Annotated in this window: 1 pseudogene; it reads left to right on the top strand. The window is 63.1% G+C overall.

Going from position 1 to position 287, the window contains the following annotated elements:
* Nucleotides 1-287 (top strand): annotated as a pseudogene (locus J7E68_RS18990) (arsenic resistance protein); the annotation flags it as partial.

The raw sequence follows: 287 nt of genomic DNA, 5'->3' as shown, positions 1-287 counted from the left end.
CGCCGGCGGCGCTGTGCTCGGTGTGGTTGACATCGGCCCATTCATCCGGGCATTCCTGTTGCTGATCGTGGTCCCACTCTCGGCAGCAGCGGTTGTGCAGGCTCTTGCGCGTCGTTATCGGGGAGGGCGGTTTATCGGGAAGATCATGGCGGGTGCGATGGTGCCGCTGATGATGGTGACCCTCGCCGTAGTCATCGGTTCCCAGATCGCCGCCGTTGGATCGCAAATCACCGCGCTCCTGCGTGTAATGCCGCTGTACATCGCATTCGTCGTCCTCGCCGTCGCGA

It is taken from the genome of Microbacterium sp. ISL-103 (genome assembly GCF_018613995.1).
Classification (GTDB): domain Bacteria; phylum Actinomycetota; class Actinomycetes; order Actinomycetales; family Microbacteriaceae; genus Microbacterium.
This window is presented reverse-complemented; position numbering and strand designations above follow the sequence as displayed.